The 19828-nt window shown below is 71.7% G+C and carries 17 protein-coding genes; 7 read left to right on the plus strand and 10 right to left on the minus strand.

The window, feature by feature from the left end; translation table 11 throughout:
• Nucleotides 1-265: 265 nt before the first annotated feature.
• A complete protein-coding gene (locus tag ACF1B9_RS23010) occupies nt 266-1027 on the minus strand; it encodes a phosphoglyceromutase (RefSeq protein WP_391745819.1) in 762 nt (253 codons plus the stop codon).
• 228 nt (nt 1028-1255) lie between these two features.
• Between ACF1B9_RS23010 and ACF1B9_RS23015 the strand changes: the two genes are divergently transcribed.
• Nucleotides 1256-2581 carry an MDR family MFS transporter gene (locus ACF1B9_RS23015; protein ID WP_391745821.1) on the plus strand — a complete coding sequence of 442 codons (1326 nt, stop codon included), beginning with the start codon at nt 1256-1258 and terminating at the stop codon, nt 2579-2581.
• A 103-nt stretch (nt 2582-2684) separates the two neighbouring features.
• On the opposite strand, the gene ACF1B9_RS23020 is transcribed toward ACF1B9_RS23015, so the two are convergent.
• Genes ACF1B9_RS23020 through ACF1B9_RS23035 form a run of 4 tightly spaced genes read right to left on the minus strand, consistent with a single transcriptional unit; the run spans nt 2685 to nt 6272 of the window.
• Nucleotides 2685-3914 (minus strand): ABC transporter permease, encoded by a 1230-nt coding sequence (locus ACF1B9_RS23020; RefSeq protein WP_391738581.1) that lies wholly within the window; start codon nt 3912-3914, stop codon nt 2685-2687.
• The gene (locus tag ACF1B9_RS23025; protein WP_391738583.1) at nt 3911-4693 is read right to left on the minus strand and encodes an ABC transporter ATP-binding protein; all 783 of its coding nucleotides are present in this window, start codon (nt 4691-4693) and stop codon (nt 3911-3913) included. Before ACF1B9_RS23025 ends, ACF1B9_RS23020 begins: the two co-directional genes overlap by 4 nt.
• The gene (locus ACF1B9_RS23030) at nt 4690-5730 is read right to left on the minus strand and encodes a peptidoglycan-binding protein (protein ID WP_391738585.1); all 1041 of its coding nucleotides are present in this window, start codon (nt 5728-5730) and stop codon (nt 4690-4692) included. Before ACF1B9_RS23030 ends, ACF1B9_RS23025 begins: the two co-directional genes overlap by 4 nt.
• A 14-nt stretch (nt 5731-5744) precedes the next feature.
• Nucleotides 5745-6272, minus strand: coding sequence for a hypothetical protein (locus ACF1B9_RS23035; RefSeq protein WP_391738586.1), 528 nt, complete (start codon nt 6270-6272; stop codon nt 5745-5747).
• A 127-nt stretch (nt 6273-6399) separates the two neighbouring features.
• Between ACF1B9_RS23035 and ACF1B9_RS23040 the strand changes: the two genes are divergently transcribed.
• Nucleotides 6400-7164 (plus strand): response regulator transcription factor, encoded by a 765-nt coding sequence (locus ACF1B9_RS23040; protein ID WP_391738587.1) that lies wholly within the window; start codon nt 6400-6402, stop codon nt 7162-7164.
• Complete coding sequence (locus ACF1B9_RS23045) at nt 7161-8345, plus strand: sensor histidine kinase (RefSeq protein WP_391738589.1); 1185 nt, start codon at nt 7161-7163, stop codon at nt 8343-8345. The genes ACF1B9_RS23040 and ACF1B9_RS23045 overlap by 4 nt, the downstream gene beginning before the upstream one ends.
• A 24-nt stretch (nt 8346-8369) precedes the next feature.
• Here ACF1B9_RS23045 and ACF1B9_RS23050 read toward each other — a convergent pair whose 3' ends face one another.
• On the minus strand, nt 8370-9125 hold the full coding sequence (locus ACF1B9_RS23050; protein ID WP_391738590.1) for an SIS domain-containing protein: 756 nt from the start codon (nt 9123-9125) through the stop codon (nt 8370-8372).
• A 218-nt stretch (nt 9126-9343) separates the two neighbouring features.
• On the opposite strand from ACF1B9_RS23050, the gene ACF1B9_RS23055 reads away from it, so the two are divergent.
• Together ACF1B9_RS23055 and ACF1B9_RS23060 are read left to right on the plus strand one after the other, a co-directional pair.
• Entirely contained in the window at nt 9344-10036 is a 693-nt protein-coding gene (locus tag ACF1B9_RS23055; RefSeq protein WP_351072457.1) for a metal-dependent transcriptional regulator, read from the plus strand.
• 728 nt (nt 10037-10764) lie between these two features.
• On the plus strand, nt 10765-11658 hold the full coding sequence (locus ACF1B9_RS23060) for an alpha/beta fold hydrolase (RefSeq protein ID WP_391739304.1): 894 nt from the start codon (nt 10765-10767) through the stop codon (nt 11656-11658).
• Nucleotides 11659-11857: 199 nt separating this feature from the next.
• Here the strand turns inward: ACF1B9_RS23060 and ACF1B9_RS23065 are convergent, their stop codons facing one another.
• From ACF1B9_RS23065 to ACF1B9_RS23075, 3 genes are read right to left on the minus strand one after another with little or no spacing between them, the layout of a single operon-like run.
• Nucleotides 11858-13501, minus strand: a complete 1644-nt coding sequence (locus ACF1B9_RS23065; protein WP_391738592.1) for a transporter — start codon at nt 13499-13501, stop codon at nt 11858-11860.
• Nucleotides 13498-14337, minus strand: a complete 840-nt coding sequence (locus tag ACF1B9_RS23070; RefSeq protein WP_391738593.1) for an ABC transporter ATP-binding protein — start codon at nt 14335-14337, stop codon at nt 13498-13500. The genes ACF1B9_RS23065 and ACF1B9_RS23070 overlap by 4 nt, the downstream gene beginning before the upstream one ends.
• A 54-nt stretch (nt 14338-14391) precedes the next feature.
• Nucleotides 14392-15108: a bifunctional DNA primase/polymerase gene (locus ACF1B9_RS23075; RefSeq protein WP_391738594.1), complete on the minus strand. Its 717-nt coding sequence runs from the start codon at nt 15106-15108 to the stop codon at nt 14392-14394.
• A gap of 271 nt (nt 15109-15379) precedes the next feature.
• Between ACF1B9_RS23075 and ACF1B9_RS23080 the strand changes: the two genes are divergently transcribed.
• Nucleotides 15380-16762, plus strand: coding sequence for a transcriptional regulator (locus ACF1B9_RS23080; protein ID WP_351072465.1), 1383 nt, complete (start codon nt 15380-15382; stop codon nt 16760-16762).
• A 175-nt stretch (nt 16763-16937) separates the two neighbouring features.
• The gene (locus ACF1B9_RS23085) at nt 16938-18413 is read left to right on the plus strand and encodes a hypothetical protein (protein ID WP_391738595.1); all 1476 of its coding nucleotides are present in this window, start codon (nt 16938-16940) and stop codon (nt 18411-18413) included.
• Nucleotides 18414-18481: 68 nt separating this feature from the next.
• Here the strand turns inward: ACF1B9_RS23085 and ACF1B9_RS23090 are convergent, their stop codons facing one another.
• Nucleotides 18482-19762, minus strand: coding sequence for an ABC transporter substrate-binding protein (locus ACF1B9_RS23090; protein ID WP_391738596.1), 1281 nt, complete (start codon nt 19760-19762; stop codon nt 18482-18484).
• Between the last annotated feature and the right edge of the window lie 66 nt (nt 19763-19828).

Here is a 19828-nt window from a genome sequence, read left to right on the forward strand (position 1 = left end):
TCCACCCCCGCACCCCGCCACCCAGTCGGCAAGAAACAGCGCAAAACGGATATATCTCGACGCGGCGGGGCCGAGTAGCAGCCTTAAAGATCAAGCTTAGAGGACCCGGAAGTAGGCTTCGCGGGGCCGGGGCACGCACCTCGCGGCGTTGTCGTCAATCACCAACGCTACGCGTTGATTCAATCCTCCGCCTTGCGATGCACGCACCCCAGCCCCGCTCCTTCACCCGCGCTGCCTACCGCCGGGCCCTCGTATGCGTGGGCGCCTACTTCTTCTTGCCCTGGTTCTTCACGGCCTCGATCGCGGCCTTCGCCGCGTCCGGGTCGAGGTAGGTGCCGCCCGGCTTGATCGGGCGGAAGTCGGCGTCCAGCTCGTAGGCGAGCGGGATGCCGGTCGGGATGTTCAGGCCCGCGATGTCGGCGTCGGAGATGCCGTCGAGGTGCTTGACCAGGGCTCGGAGGCTGTTGCCGTGGGCGGCGACCAGGACCGTGCGGCCGGCCAGGAGGTCCGGGACGATGCCGTCGTACCAGTACGGCAGCATGCGGACCACGACGTCCTTGAGGCACTCGGTGCGCGGGCGCAGCTCCGGCGGGATCGTCGCGTAGCGCGGGTCGTCGCTCTGCGAGAACTCGGTGCCGTCCTCCAGGGCGGGCGGCGGGGTGTCGTACGAGCGGCGCCACAGCATGAACTGCTCCTCGCCGAACTCGGCGAGTGTCTGCGCCTTGTCCTTGCCCTGCAGGGCGCCGTAGTGGCGCTCGTTCAGCCGCCAGGAGCGGTGGACGGGGATCCAGTGGCGGTCCGCGGCTTCTAGCGCGAGCTGCGCGGTGCGGATGGCGCGCTTCTGGAGGGAGGTGTGCAGGACATCGGGGAGCAGACCGGCGTCCTTGATCAGCTCACCGCCACGGACTGCCTCCTTCTCACCCTTCTCCGTGAGGTTGACGTCCACCCAACCGGTGAACAAGTTCTTCGCGTTCCATTCGCTCTCGCCGTGGCGGAGGAGGATCAGCTTGTACGGTGCGTCGGCCATGAGCCCGAGCGTAATCGAAGCCCTATGGGCGCTGCGCGGGCCGGTCACAGGGCGGACGGGCCGCGCACGGGTGAGGTGGGTGAGCCGTGTCACAGGCCCGGGGCCAGGGACGATTGACGGGCGGCGTCAATTGACTGGCGGACCGCGATCCGGGATTCGTAATGTTCGGACAGCCATCGGGCCTCTTACCGGCGGTGCTCGTTCCGTACTTCCCTGGGGGGATCCCGTATGTCTGTCGCCGGTCTCAGACGGGCCGCACGCGAGTCCGTGTCCGGTCTCCCCAGGGAGTTCTGGTGGCTGTGGACGAGCACGCTGGTCAACCGCCTCGGTGGGTTCGTCGCCACGTTCATGGCGCTGTACCTGACCCTGGACCGGGGCTACTCCGCCTCGTACGCCGGTCTGGTCGCCGCGCTGCACGGGCTCGGCGGGGTCGTCTCCTCGCTCGGGGCGGGGGTGATGACCGACCGGCTCGGCCGTCGGCCCACCATGCTCATCGCGCAGAGCTCCACCGCCGTGTCCGTGGCCGTCCTCGGGTTCATGGTCCATCCGGTGGCCATCGCGGCCGTCGCCTTCGTCGTCGGCATGGCCAGCAACGCCTCGCGGCCCGCCGTGCAGGCGATGATGGCCGACATCGTCCGGCCCGAGGACCGGGTACGGGCCTTCTCGCTCAACTACTGGGCGATCAACCTCGGCTTCGCCGTCTCCTCCGCCGGGGCCGGGTTCGTCGCCGAGTACAGCTATCTCGCCGGGTTCCTCGGCGAGGCCGCGATGACGTTGGTCTGCGCCTTCGTCGTCTTCATGAAGGTGCCCGAGTCGCGGCCCGAGAAGGCGGCGGTGGTGCCCGGCCGTGCGGTCGTCGACGCGGACGAGGTCCGGCTCTCCACGGTGCTGCGTGACGGCCGGTTCATGAGCGTCGTCGGGCTGTCCTTCGTGATCGCGCTGATCTTTCAGCAGGGGTACGTGGGGCTGCCGGTGGCCATGGGGGCGGACGGGTTCTCCAGCTCCGACTTCGGCACCGCCGTCGCCGTCAACGGTGTGCTGATCGTGGTGCTCCAGATCCCGGTCACCCGATTCATTCAGCACCGCGATCCGCGTCGGCTGCTCATCGTGTCGTCGCTGCTGGCGGGGTACGGATTCGGGCTCACCGCCTTCGCCGGGTCGGTCGCCGTGTACGCGCTGACCATCTGCGTCTGGACGGTCGCCGAGATCGTCAACGCGCCCGTCCAGACCGGTCTCGTGGTCCGGCTCTCGCCCGCCCAGGGCCGCGGCCGCTATCAAGGGATGTACACGATGTCCTGGTCCGCGGCGGCGCTGGTCGCACCGCTGATGTCGGGTGTGGTGATCGACCGCTTCGGGGCGGCTTGGCTGTGGGGCACCTGCGCCGTCCTGGGGACCGGGGCCGCGCTCGGGTACTGGCTGCTGATGCGCAATCTGCCGGGCGAGAGCGGGGCGGACTCCGGGGGCGGCAGCCGGGTGGCGGAGAGCGGCGGGGGCGAAGGGAGCGGTGTCTCCGCCGCTGCCGGGGCCGAGCCTTCTGTCGAGCCGGCGGGCTGAGACGGGCTGGGACGGGACGGGGGGGGGGGGGGGGGGGGGGGGGGGGCGGGCGCCCCCCCCCCCCCCCCCCCCCCCCCCCCCCCCCCGGGCCGGGGGCCGAGTCTCACGCCGCGTGCAGCGCCAGCGTCGGTGAGAGACGGGACGCCCGCACCGCCGGGTAGAGGCCCGCGATCGTGCCGATCACCAGAGTCGCGCCGAAGCCGCCGCCGACCGCCCACGGTGGCACCACCCAGGGCAGCCCGCCGGAGTAGGCGTACACCCCGGTCGTCGCCGCGCCGAGCGACACACCCGCCAGGCCGCCCAGGCCGGAGAGCATCAGCGACTCCGTGACGAACTGGATGCGGATCTGGCCCCGGGTCGCGCCGAGCGAGCGGCGCAGCCCGATCTCGTACCGCCGCTCCAGCACCGAGATGATCATGGTGTTGGCGACCCCGACGCCGCCGACGAGCAGCGCGATGCCGCCCAGGCCCAGCAGCATGCTGCTGAATGCCCCCTCGGTCGCCGCCTTGGCCTGGAGCGCCGACGACGGGTCGGTGACCTTCACGTTCTGCGGGTTCTGCGGGTCGACCGTCGCCGCCATGACCTTGCGCACGTCCTGCACCGCCGCGTCGGCCGAGCGCTCGTACACCGAGGTCGGGTGGCCCTCGAAGCCCAGCAGGCGCTTCGCACCCTCCCAGCCGACCAGCGCGGAGCGTTCGATCTCCGGGGCGAGCGGCAGCGGGGCGAGGATGCCGACCACGGTGAAGTACCGGTTGCCTATCCACACCTGCCGGCCCGGAGCGGTGATGCCGAGACGCTCCGCGGAGACATGGCCGAGCACGACGGAGGGGTAGCGTCCGGTCGCGTTGTTGAGCCAGCTGCCGCTGTGGACCTCGCCGCGCAGCACCCGCAGCAGGTCGCCGGTGGTCGCCTTGACGACGATCCCGCCCGTGTCGTCCTTGTCGATCTTCTCGTTGCGGCGTGCGGTCGTGTCGAGGTCGGCGGTCGCGCCCACTTCCTGGACGCCCTTGATGCGGCCCACCATCCCGACGGCGTCCTCGGGCAGCTTGACGTCCTGCCCGGCGAACATCGAATCGCCGGGGGAGGCCACGAGCAGGTTGGTGCCCAGCTTGTCGAGTTCCCGGAGCAGCTGGGCCTGGCTGGAGGCGGAGATGCCCACCACCGAGATCATCGTCGCGATGCCGATGGCGATGCCCAGGGCGGAGAGCACGACCCGCATCGGCCGGCTGCGCAGTCCTGCCGAGCCGACGTGCAGCACGTCCCGGGGGCCGAGCCGGGCTGCTTTGAGCCGCCCCCGGCCGTCGGCTCCGCGGCCCGCGCGCCGCGCCCTCACTGGTCCGCTCCCGTCGGGGCGGGGGAGCGGCCGTTTCCGGAGATGTTGCGCACATCCGTGGACGGATCGCGCATGCCCGGGGACTGATCGCGTACGTCCGCGGACGGGTTGCGTACGTCCGCGACCACTTGGCCGTCCCGGATGCGCACCTCGCGCGGCAGGTCCCGGGCGATCTCGGTGTCGTGCGTGATGACCGCGATGGTGGCGCCCTCCCGGTTGAGGTCGCGCAGCAGCTTCATCACCGCTTCCCCGGACGCCGAGTCGAGCGCCCCGGTCGGTTCGTCGGCCAGCAGCAGCGCGGGTTCCCCCACGACGGCCCGCGCGATGGCGACCCGCTGTTTCTGTCCGCCGGAGAGCTGGTGCGGCTTGTGGTCGAGTCGGTCGGCGAGCCCGACCCGCTCCAGCGCGGCGGCGGCTTTGCGGCGGCGTACGGCACGGGAGAGGCCCGAGTACAGCAGGCCCTCCGCGACGTTGTCGCGGGCGCTGACGCCCGGCACCAGGTGGAACGCCTGGAAGACGAAGCCGACGTGCTGGGCACGCAGCGCGGAGAGCCTGCGGTCGGAGAGCGCCGCCACGTCGTGCCCCGTGATGTGGACCGACCCGGCGGTGGGGCGGTCCAGGGTGCCGATGATGTGCAGCAGCGTGGACTTGCCGGAGCCGGACGGGCCGACGATGCCGAGGAGTTCGCCCTCCTCGACGGTGAGGTCCACCCCGCGCAGGGCGGCGACCGGGCCCGGATACTCCTTGGTGACGCCCCTGAGGCCGACGACCGTGTTCATATCTTCGGCACCCCGACCTTCATGCCCTTGCGCAGCCCGCCGCCGGACACCTCGACCCGGCCCTCGGCGAACATGCCGAGCTCGACCTTCACGTCGCGGACCGTGCCGTCCTGGACGACCTGGAGGCCGAAGCCGCCGCCGGGCAGCGCGAGCAGCGCGTTCACCGGGACGCTGAGGACGTCCTTGCGCACTTCGCCGGTCAGGTTCACCGTGACCGGCGCCTGGTCGAAGCCGCCGACCTTGTCCGGCTTGTCGAAGGAGACGGTCAGGGTGACCTTGGGGCTGTTGTCCTGCGGGTCCTTGCCGGGCTTCGCCGTCCGGCCGACCGAGGAGACCGACCCGGCCGCGCTGCTGCCGTCCGGCAGATCCACGCTGACCTTGGTGCCCGCCTTGGCGAGCTGGGTCTCGGCGACGTCGAGCTCGAACGTCACGATGCGCTCGGAGCCGGTCGTGGTGAGGACCGGAGCGCCGGGCTGGGCCAGTTCGCCGACGGCTGCCTCGACGCTCTTGATCCGGACCTCCGCCGGGGAGAAGGCGATGTCCTGCGGCCCCACCGTTCCGGTCCGCTCTCTGTCGTGGGACTTCTGCCAACGCTTGACGGCGGCCGCGGTCAGCTCGGTGTACTCGTCGTCCGGGGTGAAGCCGGTGTAGCCGAGCTCCGCGAGGTTGCGCTCCAGCTGCTCCACGTCCCGGCCCCGGTCGCCGGGCTTCAGAGTCCGGTACATCGGCCCCGAGCCGTACATCAGCCACACCGCCCGGCCGTCGACCTCGTACAGCCGCTCGTTCCGCTTGACGGTCGAGCCGGTGTGCGGGGTCCAGGTCATGGTGCCTGCCGCGCCCGCGTTGACCTTGCGCTGCTTGTCGTAGCCGAGCGTTCCGTCCGCCTGGGCGCTGTCGCGCAGGTCGCGGCGCTCGACCGAGGCGGTGGCCGGGGGCAGCCCGGTGTTCCTCGGGCCGCCCGTCTCCCCGGCAGAGCCGAACTGGGTGAGAGCCAGTGACCCGGCCGCCACGGTGAGGACCGCCGCGGCGGCCACCATGACGCGTCCGCGCCTCACCGCCCGGCGCTTTCGCACGCCGCGTTGGCCTTTTCGAACTTCTTCATGTCCTTCTGCTGCATCGCGGGCGCCTGCGCCATCCCGCCGTCGAACTTCGGGTCGGGCATGTCGATGCCGTTCTTGCGCATGCACCGGGCGAAGGCGAGCATCTTGTCCTTCTGGGCCTGGGTGATCTCCTTGGGCTTGCCGCCGACCGATTTGTCCTGGCAGGCCTTGAACGCCTTCTCCATGGTCTCCTTGCTCTTGCCGCCGCCGTTGACGGTCATTGCGCGGCCGTCCTCGCCCGGCTTCGGCTCCGCGACGTCCAAGCCGTGCTCCCGCAGGCACTTGCGGTGCTCCAGGGCCTGGTCCTCGTCCGTCTTCTTGGTGCCCGAAGCGGATCCGCCGCTCTTGGTTCCGCTTCCGCCGCCGTCGCCCGAGCAGGCGGTGGCCGACAGGACGACGGCGGCGGCCATCAGGCAGGCGGCGACGACGCCGCGGCTCTGTGTGCGGGAGGTGGTCCGGCGGGAAATGACCGGGTTCATGAGGACTCCTCGTCCGTTGCTGACAGGCCGGATACGTACGGCTTGAGCCTGCGTGAGGACGCGGTTTCGTTTCTCTCAGCCCGGATGCTTACACCGACGAAACATCGCTTTGGGTTACACAGGACTCATGCGTGTGCTGGTGGTGGAGGACGAGGAATTCCTGGCAGGGATGATCGCCGAGGGGCTGCGCCGCGACGCCGTCGCGGTGGACATCGCCCCCGACGGCCGGGCGGCGCTGGACCGGCTTCGGTTCGGCGCGTACGACGTGATGATCCTCGACCGCGATCTGCCGGGGCTGCACGGCGACGAGGTGTGCCGGCGGGTCGTCGGCATGCGCCTGCTGACCCGGATCCTGATGCTCACCGCGTCCGGGACGGTACGGGACCGGGTGGCCGGCCTCGGGCTCGGCGCCGACGACTACCTGACCAAGCCGTTCGCGTACGACGAACTCCTCGCCCGGGTCCTGGCGCTCGGCCGCCGTGCCCGCCCCGCTCTCCCGCCGGTCCTGGAACGGGCCGGGCTGACGCTGGACACCGCCCGCCGCCAGGTCTGCCGCGACGGCCGCTACCTCTCGCTCTCCCGCAAGGAGTTCGCCGTGCTGGAGACCCTGCTGCGGGCCGAGGGCGCGGTCGTCAGCGGCGACGACCTGATCGAGGAGGTGTGGGAGGAGGACACCAGCTACCGCACCAACGCGGTCCGGGTCACCCTGTCCAAGCTACGCGCCAAACTGGGCGCGCCCCCGGTGATCGAGACGGTCCCGGGGGCCGGCTACCGCATCGGGGACGGCCTCGCTGACGGGCCGGGGGACCACGGCCCCGCGACCGGACCGGTGAACGGGCCGGCGGACCAGCCGGACGGCGGCTCCGCGGACCGGCCGGGGGAGAGCCGGTGAGGAGCGAGCGCGCCCGGCTCACCGCGCTGTACGGCGGACTGCTGGTGCTGGCCGGCGCCCTGCTTATGGGGCTGGTCTACCTGCTGGTCAGCGAGCGCCTCTATGCCAGTGTGCTGACCGCGGTGGCCCCGGCGGTCCCCGACGGGGCCACCGCCCCCGCCGTCCGGTCGGGCGTGGCCTCCACGCCCGAGCCGCCGTCGTCGGACTGGGCGCAGACCGTGGTCATGGAACCCGGGCAGTACGCGGTGGCCAAGAGGGTCACCACCGCGGCCGGGGACGCCGCGCTCAACCAGCTGCTGACGGTCTCCGGGGTCTCCCTCGCCGTCTACTCGGCGCTCTCCGTCGCGCTCGCCTGGTGGATGGCGGGCCGGGTGCTGCGGCCGGTCGGCGTCATCACCGCCCGCGCCCGCCGGCTCTCCGGCAGCAACCTGCACGAACGCCTCGCGCTGAAGGCCCCGCCCGGCGAGCTCAAGGAACTGGCCGACACCTTCGACGGGATGCTCGACCGGATCGAGGAGCTGGTCGCCGCCCGGCAGCGGTTCGCCGCCAACGCCGCCCACGAGCTGCGCACCCCGCTCGCCGTGCAGCGGGCCGCAGCCGAGATCGGCCTCGCCGACGACCCGCCGCCCGAGAAGGTCGCCTGGATCCGGGACAAGCTCATCGACACCGCCGCCGACAGCGAGCAGCTCATCGAGGGCCTGCTGCTCCTCGCGGTTTCCGACGAGGGCCTGCGGCGGCGCGAACGGGTCGGCCTGGACACGACCGCGGCCACGGTGACCGAGGCGCTGGAGGCGGAGGCGAAGGCACGGTCCATCACCGTCGAGGCGGAGGCCCGGCCGGTGTCGGTCGAGGGCGACCCGGTCCTGCTGGGCCATCTCGTGCACAACCTGGTCGCCAACGCGCTGCGCCACAACCACCCCGGCGGGACGGTACGGGCCCGGGTGGGGCCGGGCGGTCTGGAGGTCGCCAACTCCGGGCCGGTGGTGGACCCGGCGACCGTGCCGCTGCTGTTCGAGCCCTTCCGCCGGGCGCAGGCCCGCCGCCACGCTCCCGGTGAGGGGGCCGGTCTGGGGCTCTCCATCGTGGCGTCGATCGCGAGGGCGCACGGCGGCGAGGCGAGCGCGACGGCGAACCCGGGCGGCGGACTGACGGTCCGGGTCGTGCTGCCGACGTGCCCGTAGCGGGCGGCCGACGGCCCGGCGCGATCAGCGGCGGTAGAAGATCCGGTCCCGGTACTCCGTCATGACGCGCCCGTTCCATTCGTGGCCGCCGTCGACGTTCCCGGAACGCAGCATCGGCGGCTCGACCCCCCGTGCCACGAGCTGCTCCGCGGCGGCGGCCATCATCGCCTGCATCACCGCACTGGTGACCACCGTCGACGCGGGCGCGAACGGCGCCTCGATGCCCTCGACGGTCAGTTCCGCGTCGCCGATGGAGATCTTGCTGTCGAGCACGATGTCGCAGTGGTCCCGCAGGAAGCCGCCCGAGACGTGCCGGGACCGGGTGCCCTCCGCGTACGCCACCGAAGTGACGCCGATGACCTTCAAGCCGAGCGCCCGCGCGTTCATCGCCATCTCCACGGGGAGCGCGTTGCGCCCGGAGAGCGAGATGATCACGAGGACGTCGCCCGCCTCGGCGGGGCTGGAGTCGAGCACCGCTCCCGCCAGTCCGTCGACGCGTTCCAGCGCCGAGCCCAGGGTGGCCGGCATGACGTCGACCCCCACCGTCCCCGGCACGGCCAGCAGGTTCATCAGGGCGAGTCCGCCCGCCCGGTAGACGACGTCCTGCGCGGCGAGGGAGGAGTGCCCGGCACCGAAGGCGAAGAGCCGGCCGCCCGCGGCGACCGTGTCGGCGATCGCGGCACCGGCGGCCGCGATGGTGCCGGACTCCTCGTCGCGCACGCGCTCCAGCAGGCCGATCGCTGCGTCGAAGAACTGACCGGCCAGCGTGCTGTCGCTCATCGAGGAGGCCCTTTCCGGTGGGGTGGGGTGTCCGTGTCGCGGATCACGTTGCGGTCTGGACCAGTGACCTGTCAATACCGCCCACGCCGCTCCGCCGCCCGGTCGCCGCCCGGTCTCCGGTCGGCACGGCACGGTTGTCGGCGGTATGCGTCAGAATTGGGTCAGGGCCAGCGCGCAGCGCTTACGACGTTTTCATGTCACAGCATCGAGGGGCACGAATGTCCGGACTGATCGACACCACGGAGATGTATCTCCGCACCATCCTCGAACTCGAAGAGGAAGGTGTGGTCCCCATGCGCGCCCGGATTGCGGAGCGGCTGGACCAGAGCGGTCCGACGGTCAGCCAGACCGTGGCGCGCATGGAGCGCGACGGCTTGGTGCAGGTCGCGGGCGACCGCCACTTGGAGCTGACCGACGAGGGGCGCCGCCTGGCGACCCGTGTCATGCGCAAGCACCGGCTCGCCGAGTGCCTGCTCGTCGATGTGATCGGCCTGGAGTGGGAGCAGGTCCACGCCGAGGCGTGCCGCTGGGAGCACGTGATGAGCGAGGCGGTGGAGCGGCGGGTGCTGGAGCTGCTGCGTCACCCGACGGAGTCCCCGTACGGGAATCCGATCCCTGGGCTGGAGGAGCTGGGCGAGAAGGCCGAGGCCGACCCGTTCCTCGACGAGGGCATGGTGAGCCTGTCGGAGCTCGACCCGGGCGCGGAGGGCAAGACGGTGGTCGTGCGCCGGATCGGTGAGCCGATCCAGACGGACGCCCAGCTGATGTACACCTTGCGGCGGGCGGGCGTGCAGCCCGGTTCCGTGGTCAGCGTGACCCAGTCGCCCGGTGGCGTACTGGTCGGCAGCAGCGGTGAGGCGGCGGAGCTGGATGCCGAGGTCGCCTCGCATGTGTTCGTGGCCAAGCGCTGACGTGTGCCGCGCGGCCGTCGCCGACGGTCGCGGCGGCGACGGCCGCTGACCGGGTGCCGTCGAAGACGTCGAAGCGCACGGTCCGCTTTCCCTTTTTCCGTCCGGAAGTGCAGCGCCCGGACGGATCGCGTGCCAGGCTGTGGCTGAGGGATGCCTGAGAGTGTCGGCCAGCTGGTCGCGCGGTCGGGGAGGGAGCAGGCGCATGCGCCCGTCGTACTGGCATGTCCGGCATGTCCGGCACGTGAATCGAACGGTGATCGCCGTGGTCCCGGCCGCCCACGGGCCCGGTGCTGTCGCGGCTACGACCTCGATCGGGAGCCGCGCGGGCTTTGCCGGTGTTCCCGCGGCGGCTGCCCGCGTCCGTGCGGCCTCCGCCGGCATCTGTGCGATCCCTGTCGGTGCTCGCCCGACTCCTGCGGGCGGTTTCCGAACAGCAGAGGGCCCCGGCGCCATGCGGCGCCGGGGCCTGTCCTCCCCTGCTTCGACCCGGAGCCCCGAGCTCTCGAGGTCGATCCCCACGGGCCCTCATCCCCGAGTGGCCCGCCTCCCGGAGAAGATCTCCCCTCCGCGACCGCCGTCAATCCTTGGGACCGGTCACTCGAACGAGGGGTGTTGGATGCCAGAACCCGGTTTTCGAATAAAGGTTCGATAGCCTGGTGTGACGCGACCACACGGTGATCGAGCGGGATCAAGCGGTGATCGAGGACCAGAAGGGGGTGCCAGAACACATGGTGCGGCGCATCGATGTGACCGGGACCGACGGCGTACGCCTCGCGGCCTGGGAGTTCGCCGACCCGCCCAAGGGGCGTGCGGAGGGCGAGCGCGTCCCCGGGGTCTTATTGCTCCACGGCCTGATGGGCCGGGCCTCGCACTGGGCCCCGACCATCCGCTGGCTCGCCGAGCGGCACCGCGCCGTCGGACTCGACCAGCGCGGGCACGGCCGCAGCGAGAAGCCGGCCGAAGGCCCGTACACCCGTGACGCGTATGTCACCGACGCCGAGACGGCGATCGAGCAGCTCGGCCTCGGCCCCGTCACCCTCGTCGGGCATGCGATGGGCGCGCTCACCGCCTGGCAGCTCGCCGCGAAGCGCCCCGATCTCGTCCGGGCGCTGATCATCTGCGACATGCGGGCCTCCGCGCTCGGCGCGGCCTCCCAGCGCGAGTGGGAGGACTGGTTCACGTCCTGGCCGGTGCCGTTCGCGACGCTCTCCGACGTGCGGAAGTGGTTCGGCGAGGACGATCCCTGGGTGGAGCGGCCCAACCCGGCCCGCGGTGAGTTCTTCGCCGAGGTGATGGCCGAGCGGGCCGACGGCTGGCGTCCCGTCTTCTCCCGCCGCCAGATGCTCCACTCCCGCGCGACCTGGGTGTTCGACGCGCACTGGGAGGAGCTGGCACAGGTCCGGTGCCCGACCCTGGTGCTCCGCGGCCTCGACGGCGAGCTGGGCCGGGCGGAGGCCCAGGAGATGGTCCGCGTACTGCCGCGCGGGCAGTACGCGGAGGTGGCCGACGCAGGTCATCTCGTCCACTACGACCAACCGGAAGGCTGGCGGGCCGCGGTCGAGCCCTTCCTGGAGCAGTTCGCCGAGGACCCCCAGGAGGAGCGCGAGCCCGTCTCCCCGTAGATGCGAGCCCGTTTTCTCAAGCAGCTCAAGCAGCTCAAGCAGCTCAAGCAGCTCAAGCAGCTCAAGCAGCTCAAGCAGCTCAAGCAGCTCAAGCAGCTCAGGTAATCCGTGTAACTCCTGCAAGTGGTGAAACGTGCGAAAAGGGCCTGCCCCCCGACTTCTGAACTCGCCCGGGTGACAGGCCCTTTCCGAACAGCTCTCAGCCCTTGCTGACCGCCGCCAGGATCTCCGGGAGCCGTTTCGCCGTGCGGGGAGCGGCGATCCGCAGCCCCGCCCAGGAGATCAGCGCCCCGTACACCGCCCCGGCGGGCAGCAGCAGCCAGAGCCACTGCTCCAAGTCGCCGACGTGCAGCCAGATCGTCACCACGATCACGGGCGCGCAGAGCACCGACGCGGAGACCATGCCGCCGAAGAGCGAGATCCAGGCGAGTCCGGCCTGCCCCGGCGCCACATTCTTGAACGCCCCCTCCTGCGGGATCGAGTACGGGAAGTTCGCCGAGGCGACGGAGCCCGTCGCCAGCATCGCGCCCAGCAGGGCGAACGACAGCCCCATGGCTCCCGGCAGCGCACCCCAGTCGCCGAGAACCGCCGCCGTCACCACCATCACCATGATCGTGTACGGCAGCGTGATCAGCAGCAAGGCCAGCGCCCGCGCCCGCAGTTCGAGGTACGCGTCCCGGGTGGAGGAGATCGTCAGCGCGACCATCCAGAACGCGGAGGTGTCCTGCCCGAACTGGTTGTACATCTGGATGCCGAGCATTCCGGCGGCGAAGCAGCCGAAGTAGATCGAGCCGGTGCCCTGCATCGCGTTGAGCAGTGGCACGATCAGCCCGATCGCCAGTGCCGTGACCCAGGCGGCCTTGGTCTTCGGATCGCGCGCGATGTACCGCAGGCTGCGCTCCATCACCGTTCCGGTACGCCCGGCGGGCAGCAGCGCGGTGAGCCTGGAGCCGCCCTTGCCGGCCTTCTCGCGGCTCGTCCCGGCGGCGGAGAGAGTCGAGCCGTCCGGGGCCGTCATCAGCTTCACCAGACTCCGCTGCCACAGCCACAACAGCGCGAACAGCCCCGCCACGGACAGCAGCAGCTGGACGGCGGCCCGCCCGTACGAGCCCTGCGACGCGGAGTCGACTGCCCCGATCGCCGAGGCGGGCGGCAGCCAGCGCACCACGTCCGCGGCCGGTTCGAGCGCGGAGAGACCGCCCGCCTGACCGAGTCGCTGCGCACCGAAGTTGACGACCTGGAAGCCGACCGCGATCACCAGTCCGCTGAGCACCGCGAGATCGCGGCCCTTGCGTGATGTCAGCAGCCGGGTGTTGGCCGTGGCCACGGCCCGTGTCAGTGCCACGCACAGCACGAGCGTGAGCGGTGCGGCCACCACGGCGAAGACCGCGCCGCCCGCCCCGCGTGCCACCGCGAACGCCGAGCCGGCCGCCAGACAGAGCGTGAACAGCGGGCCGATCCCGACCAGTGACGCCGTCAGCAGCGCCGCGATCAGCGGGCGTGGCCGCAGCGGCAGCATGACCAGCCGGCTCGGGTCGAGCGTCTCGTCACCGCTGGGGAAGAACAGCGGCATCACGGCCCAGCCGACCGCCAGCACCCCGGTCATCAGGATGACGAGGGTGCCGACATGGGCGTGCCCGCGCAGCGCGATCAGCCCGATCAGCTGGCTCGCGGCGACCAGCAGGGTGAAGACGATGGAGGTGATGTACGCGGCCCGCCGGCCGGCCGACTGCCGCAGCCCGTTGCGCAGCAGGGTCAGCTTGAGCCGTACGAAGACGGGGACGAGCCCCTCGCCGCCGCTCGGGCGGGGGACGGTCCCCGCGGGGGTGTCGAGCACGCTCATCGGTCGCCGCCCAACCAGTCCAGGGAGTCGTCGGTGGTCCGGGAGTTCGCGCCGACGAGTTCGAGGAAGGCGTTCTGCAGCGAGGACGCCTCGCCGCGTACCTGGGCCAGGGTGCCCTGCGCCCGGATCGTGCCGGCGGCCATGACGGCCACCCAGTCGCAGAGGGACTCCACGAGTTCCATCACATGGCTGGAGAAGACGACGGTCGCCCCCGAGTGGGTGTATCGCTCCAGCACCTCGCGGATGGTCTGCGCCGACACCGGGTCGACGCCCTCGAACGGCTCGTCCAGGAAGAGCACTTCGGGGTTGTGCAGCAGTGCCGCCGCGAGTCCGATCTTCTTGCGCATGCCGGTCGAGTAGTCGACGACCAGTTTGTGCTGGGCGCCCGCCAGACCGAGCACGTCGAGGAGCTGGGTGGCCCGCTTGTCGACCTCGGCGCCCGGCAGCCCGCGCAATCTGCCGGTGTACGCGAGGAGTTCGCGCCCCGAGAGGCGTTCGAAGAGCCGCAGCCCTTCCGGGAGCACGCCGATCCTGGACTTCACCTCGACCGGGTCGCGCCACACGTCGTGGCCGCCGACCTCGATCAGCCCGTGGTCGGGGCGGAGCAGTCCGGTGACCATCGACAGCGTGGTGGTCTTGCCCGCACCGTTGGGTCCCACCAGACCGATGAACTTGCCCGCGGGCAGCTCCAGATCGATCCCGGCGACCGCCGTCTGCTCCCCGAACCGCTTCCACAGTCCCTGTACGCGAACGGCGGGTGGCGCCACCGGCGCTCCACCCGCCGCTGCCGCTTCGCCCGCCCCTATGGCCCGGTCGGTCTCTGTCCGGTCCCGCATGATGCACTGCCTTTCGGTGTCCCCGTGTATGGGGACACTCTACGAAAGCACCCCCTACAAGAGGCGTGCCCGTGCGTCGGCTGTTTCCCTCACGCAGGCGTAGGCGAGCGGGCCGATGAGTTCCTCCACGTCCGGCAGCCACCGGTTGGCGGGGCTGGGGCGGCGGACCCACTGCACCGCACCGCGCCCGCCGACCCGGCTCGGCGGCCCCGTCAGGCAGTGGCCCTCACCGCGGCCGACGAGGTCGATGGCGTCGGCCCGCCGGCCCAACTTGCTTACGAGCCCGTCCACCTCGGCCGCCGCGCCGGGCAGGACGAGGAAGAACATCCGCCGGTCGGGAGTGCGGGTGACGGGCCCGAGCGGCAGGCCCATCCGCTCGATCCGGGCCAGTGCGAGGAAGCCGGCGGTCTCCGGTACCTCGATCGCGTCGAAGGTACGGCCGATGGGCAACAGGATCGACGCCCCCGGGTGCTCGGACCACATCCGGCGGACCGCGGCGCCGCTGCCGGTCGCCCGGCCCGCCCAGTCCGGTCCGGTGGGATGGGCGCCGGGGGAGGCGCAGCCCGCCTTGCCGCACGAGCACTCCTCGACCCCCTCCACCGCCTTCAGCCAGGTGCCGGGGCACACGTCCCAGTGCCGCTCCTCCGCGTACCGCACCGCGGCGTCGAGCAGTTCCTCGCCCCGCTGTCCGGGGAGCTTCGCGGCTTCCGTGACTTTGTCGGGCTCTTCGACTCCGATGGGCTCTTCCACGAACTTCACAACTGCCGCCATCAACCGGGGTTACGGGCGTGCCGGGCGCGGTCACGGCGTACCGATCCGGCACGCGGGGCGCATGGATGCATGGGCGGGGGCGCGCGTGAGGTGGTGCCGGGCCGGGCGGGTAGCCCCCTACGGGTAGCTCCGGAACGGTCGGCCTCTGTCATATGCCGACATGAATGGCAAGGAACACGACGGACGTGACGATCACGATGAATGTGCGCATTTTCCGTGTAATTGCCGGGCAGTGATCCGCTCATCGATCACTGCGGCCTCAGGGGGAAACATGGCAGCCAGGCCTCTCGTCGCCCGCCAGCCGAACGAACGGCTCCAGGCGCTCATTCAGGAAGCCGGGTGCTCCAACGCCGGCCTAGCCCGCCGCGTCAACATGGTCGGCGCGGAGCGCGGGCTCGACCTGCGATACGACAAGACCTCCGTGGCCCGTTGGCTGCGTGGACAGCAACCACGCGGCAGGGCACCGGGAATCATCGCCGAGGCGCTCGGCCGCAAGCTCGGCCGTACGGTCACGATCGACGAGATCGGCATGGCCAACGGCAAGAACCTGGCGTCCGGCGTCGGCCTGCAGTTCGCCCCGACCGTGATCGGCGCGATCGAGCAGGTCTGCGAGCTGTGGCGCAGCGATGTCGGCCGCCGGGACTTCCTGTCCGGATCGACGGTCGCCTCGTCGGCGCTGGTCGAGCCCAGCCGCGACTGGCTGATCACCGGCGCCGACCCACAGGTGGCGCGGGGCGCCGGGGCCCGCGTCGGGATGTCGGACGTGGAGGCGGTGCGGGCGATGACGACCGCGCTGGTCGACCTCGACCACCGGTTCGGCAGCGGACATGTGCGGCCGGTCCTCGTCCATTACCTGAACAGCGTGGTCTCCGGGCTGTTGTCGGGGGCGTACCGCGAATCGGTCGGCCGGCAGCTGTTCGCGGCAGTGGCGCGGCTCACCGAACTCGGCGGGTACATGGCGGTCGACACAGGCCAGCCGGGGCTCGCCCAGCGCTACTACATCCAGGCGCTGCGCCTGGCCCAGGCGGCGGGCGACCGGGCGTACGGAGGCTACGTACTGGCCGCGTCGATGAGTCATCTCGCCGCGCAGCTCGGCAATCCGCGCGAGATCGCCCAGCTGGCACGGGCCGCGCAGGAGGGGGCGCGTGGCCGGGTCACCCCGCGGGCGGAGGCGATGTTCTACGCGGCGGAGGCGCGCGGACACGCCCTGCTCGGCGACGCCCGAACCTGCCAGGCCGTGACGGGCCGGGCGCTGGCGGCCATGGAGCACGTCGAGCCGGACACCGGGGACGACCCCGACTGGATCGCCCACTTCGACCACGCCTATCTCGCCGACGAGCTGGCGCACTGCCACCGCGACCTCGGCCAGGCAGAGGCGGCCGCACGGCGGGCGAAGGAGTCCCTGGACGGACATCCGGAGTCCCGGACCCGCCGCCGCGGCATCGGTCTGGTGCTCCTCGCCACGGCCCAGGTCCAGTTGCGCGAGATCGAACAGGCCTGCCACACGGGGACCCGGGCCATGGAACTGCTGGGGTCGGTGCGCTCCAGCCGGGGTGCGGAGTATCTCGACGATCTGCAGCAGCGCCTGATGCCCTACGGGGACGAGTCTGCGGTGCGGGAGTTCGGTGCGCGGCTGGAGCTCCAGGCGGCGTGATCGCGGGCCGTGCCGACGAGCCGCGTCCGGGTGCCCGCTCGACCGCGTCCGGGGGGCGCCGGGTGTCACCGCGTCTTGTGAAGGGGTGGTGACTGACAACACGCGCTTGGCGAACGGCCACGACCACCCGATAGCGTGAGCCGACGATTCCGTAGGTTGACACGTAGGAGTCCCGGTGACGCAGAGCGGACAGGGTGACGAGCAGCAGCTTCCTGCTGTACGGCCCGCGCACGAAGGTGTCGTGCTGCCCGCGGGTGGCGGCGAGCCCTGGATACCAGGGGGGCCCGCGGATCAGGCCGCCCCGGCGGGCGGCCAGCCGTGGGGGCAGCCGTGGGGGCCGCAGGCGGCGCACCAGGACGCCTCGTCGCACCCACAGGCACAGGCACAGGGGCAGGGCCAGTACGGCCAGGGCCAGTACGGGCAGGGCCAGTACGAGCAGGGCCAGTACGGCCAGGGCCAGCCGGCGCAGCAGTACGGGCAGCCGCAGGCCCAGCCCTTGCCTCCCATGCAGCCCCAGCAGCCCCAGCAGCCCCAGCAGCCCCAGCAGTCTTATGCGCAGCCGCTGCCGCCGGAGGCCGTGCCCGGCATGAGCACGGGCGGCGACGCGGAGGCCACCCAGTACATCGCCCCGATGCCCGCCGGACCGCCGCCGGGCGGGCTGCCGCCGGAGAGCCCCGCGGAGGCCACCCAGTTCCTCAGCCATGGAGCGCCGCAGCCGCAGCCGTACCAGCAGCCGCCGGCCGCGCCCGGCGGCGACGCCGAGGCGACCCAGTTCATCCCGCCGGTTCCCGGCGGGGCCCCGTACGACATCAGGCCCGGTGCTCCCGGCGACCGGCAGCCGCCCGCCGAGTTCGACAACCTGTTCCGTAACGACGAGCCCGCGGGCGCCACCCAGCAGATGCCCCGGCTCGATCCCTCGCAGCAGTACCAGGGCGCCCACCACGCCCCACAAGCACCACGGACTCCGCAGCCCCAGTACCAGCCCGTGGACGAGGGGCCGCAGGGGCGGGGCGGGGAGCGCAAGAAGCGGGCGCACGTCACGCTCATCGCGGCGGTCGTGGCCGGCTGTGCCGTCGTCGGTCTCGGCGCGGGTGCCCTGATGAGCGGCGGCGACGAGGACAAGGACAACAAGCAGCCGGTGGCCGCCGCGAGCCCGTCCGCCGACCAGCCCACCACACAGACCGCGGCCGATCCGGCGCAGCCGCAGGCCGAGGCGCTCGACAAGCTGCTGGCGGACAGCAACAACAGCCGTGCCGCCGTCATCGGGGCCGTCGAGAAGACCAAGAGCTGCAAGGATCTGGACCAGGCCGTGACCGATCTGAAGGGCGCCGCCCAGCAGCGCCGCGATCTGGTGACCCGGCTCCAGGAGCTGAACGTCGACAAGCTGCCGAACCACCAGCGGCTGACCGCCTCCCTCACCAAGGGCTGGCAGGCGTCCGCCTCCGCCGACGACCACTACGCCGCGTGGGCCGAAGAGGCCAAGCACGGCAAGAAGATGTGCAAGCACGGCACGGCCCGTACGACGTCCGAGACGCAGCAGGCCACCGCCCAGAGCGGCGAGGCGAGCAAGGCGAAGCGCGAGGCGTCGGGGCTGTGGAACTCGATCGCGTCGAAGTACGGGCTGACCCGGCGGGAGGCGACCCAGCTCTGACGGGGAATCCGGACCCTTCGGAGATCAAGGGGTGAGACGCCGGGGGCGGAACCCCCGCCCCCGGTGTCTCACCCCTTCGCGCTGGCGTCCGACAGCGTCTTCGCGACGTCCACGAAGCCCTTCGTGTCGGCGACGAGCCGTCCGTTGCGCACCACCTGGAACGTCACCTTGCTGTTCACGATCCGTGGATACGCCGACGAGCCGATCATGTCGTCGAAGCGCCAGCGCAGCACCGGTGTGAGGCCGCCGGTGTCGACCGGGGTGCCGTGGTTGAGGGCGGAGACGAGCTTCCCGGCGGTGATCCGTGGGGCGTCGATCGCCTTCACGAGCTCGTTCAGCGCGGTGTACGCGACCCACGTGGTCTGGACGCCCGTGTCGGCCGGGTCGATCCGGTTGTCGCCGAAGGCGTGCTTACGGATCACCTCCCGCATCCGGTCCCAGCGGGCGTCGCCCGAGTCCGGGTACCAGCCGGTGAGGTACGCCCCCTCGAACGGACTGTTCCGGCCGCCGGTGCTGTCGATCAGCGGCTGCCCGACGCTGCCGAGGACGGATGAGATCCGTACGTTCCCGTAGGACGGTGCGAGCCTGCGGAAGGAGTCGAAGAACGTCTCCGTGCTGTCTCCCAGCACGGCCGTCACACAGCCGTCGACCGGCCCCGCCTGCTGGAGCGCCCGCCCGGCGGCGTCGTCGTACGAAGTCGCCGTCTCCGCCGCCCGGATGTCGGCGGGCCGGGGCCGCCCGGCCTCGGTGAGACCGGTGTTGAGGAGCCAGGACTGGCCGTCGCCGCCCAGGGTGTCGGGCCGCACCACGGACACCCGTGCGCAGGTGCGCGCCAGCTGACGGGCGTTGCCCGCGAGCAGCGCCGCCTGGCCGCCGTTGACGGGGTAGGAGCTGTAGCTGCTGAACTCCTCGTCCGTGGCTCCGTATCCGCCGATGTACGGGATCCCGGCGTTCTCCAGCGGCGCCATGAAGGACGACCCGTGGCGGCTGTACGAGCCGACGACCGCCGCCGCCTTCTCCTTGACGGCCCGCCGGGCGCAGTTCGCCGCGCCGGCCGAGGTGTCCGACTCGTCGCAGGTGACGACGCGCAGCTTGTGTCCGTCGAGCCCGCCGTCGCCGTTGACCCAGCGGGCGTACGCGCGCGCCATGGCGGTCATGCCCGCCATGTTCACCGTGTCCGGCCCGCTCTTGCCGCCGGGCGCCCAGGTCACCACGGTGAGGGGCTCCCTGGAGTCCCCCGACGCACCAGGGAGCACACCGCAGCCGGTGACCAGCAACGCCCCGACCGCCGCCGTACTTGTGAGGAACTTGTAGGAGCGGGGGGAAGTGAGGCGTCGCCGTCCGGTCATGGGCATGAACGTTTCCGCCCGTGGGGTAACGCCGCTGTGTGCTCAGTGCAACGCACGGTGACATCC

The organism is Streptomyces sp. NPDC014727, assembly GCF_043083485.1.
Classification (GTDB): domain Bacteria; phylum Actinomycetota; class Actinomycetes; order Streptomycetales; family Streptomycetaceae; genus Streptomyces.

Coding starts and splice junctions, on each gene's coding strand:
- ACF1B9_RS23065 (WP_391738592.1), bottom strand. CDS start 13,501: ATGAGCGTGCTCGACACCCCCGCGGGGACCGTCCCCCGCCCGAGCGGC.
- ACF1B9_RS23030 (WP_391738585.1), bottom strand. CDS start 5,730: ATGGTGGCCGCCGCGGCGGTCCTCACCGTGGCGGCCGGGTCACTGGCT.
- ACF1B9_RS23070 (WP_391738593.1), bottom strand. CDS start 14,337: ATGCGGGACCGGACAGAGACCGACCGGGCCATAGGGGCGGGCGAAGCG.
- ACF1B9_RS23075 (WP_391738594.1), bottom strand. CDS start 15,108: ATGGCGGCAGTTGTGAAGTTCGTGGAAGAGCCCATCGGAGTCGAAGAG.
- ACF1B9_RS23035 (WP_391738586.1), bottom strand. CDS start 6,272: ATGAACCCGGTCATTTCCCGCCGGACCACCTCCCGCACACAGAGCCGC.
- ACF1B9_RS23025 (WP_391738583.1), bottom strand. CDS start 4,693: ATGAACACGGTCGTCGGCCTCAGGGGCGTCACCAAGGAGTATCCGGGC.
- ACF1B9_RS23090 (WP_391738596.1), bottom strand. CDS start 19,762: ATGACCGGACGGCGACGCCTCACTTCCCCCCGCTCCTACAAGTTCCTC.
- ACF1B9_RS23080 (WP_351072465.1), top strand. CDS start 15,380: ATGGCAGCCAGGCCTCTCGTCGCCCGCCAGCCGAACGAACGGCTCCAG.
- ACF1B9_RS23040 (WP_391738587.1), top strand. CDS start 6,400: ATGCGTGTGCTGGTGGTGGAGGACGAGGAATTCCTGGCAGGGATGATC.
- ACF1B9_RS23060 (WP_391739304.1), top strand. CDS start 10,765: ATGGTGCGGCGCATCGATGTGACCGGGACCGACGGCGTACGCCTCGCG.
- ACF1B9_RS23050 (WP_391738590.1), bottom strand. CDS start 9,125: ATGAGCGACAGCACGCTGGCCGGTCAGTTCTTCGACGCAGCGATCGGC.
- ACF1B9_RS23015 (WP_391745821.1), top strand. CDS start 1,256: ATGTCTGTCGCCGGTCTCAGACGGGCCGCACGCGAGTCCGTGTCCGGT.
- ACF1B9_RS23055 (WP_351072457.1), top strand. CDS start 9,344: ATGTCCGGACTGATCGACACCACGGAGATGTATCTCCGCACCATCCTC.
- ACF1B9_RS23010 (WP_391745819.1), bottom strand. CDS start 1,027: ATGGCCGACGCACCGTACAAGCTGATCCTCCTCCGCCACGGCGAGAGC.